The sequence below is a fragment of the Microtetraspora sp. NBRC 16547 genome, from assembly GCF_030268965.1.
GTDB lineage: Bacteria > Actinomycetota > Actinomycetes > Streptosporangiales > Streptosporangiaceae > Microtetraspora.
The window spans coordinates 1-305 of sequence record NZ_BSSE01000119.1; the positions used below are offsets into that span (position 1 = coordinate 1).

Below are 305 nucleotides of genomic sequence, written 5' to 3' on the forward strand. Positions count from 1 at the left end.
GGCCTTGCCAGATCCCGTCCCAGCCAGATGCGTCCTCGCGCTCAGTCCTCACCGCCCGCGACCACCGGCCCTGCTGTCCCGTGGTCACATCTCCCGCGAAGCCTGCCCCCTCCACAGCCCCCGGCGATCGCGTTGTCTGGCGTGGCTCGCCGTCACGCTCCCCGGCCTCGGGCTGCACCATCTGGGCCGGCGCTTTGCCGAACTGTCCGGCCTCGGGGTCCACCATCTGGACTGGTGCGTGGTCGAACTGCCCGATGACGGGCTGGACCATACCGGGCACATGGACTCGAGCACGATCGAGAAGC

At 69.8% G+C, this 305-nt stretch carries 1 protein-coding gene; it reads right to left on the bottom strand.

All coding sequences use genetic code 11. The annotated features are described in order from the left end of the window. Positions 1–271, bottom strand: a 271-nt coding sequence (locus tag QSK17_RS35860; protein WP_285711150.1) for a hypothetical protein, incomplete at its 3' end; no start/stop codon positions are given. Positions 272–305 lie beyond the last annotated feature (34 nt).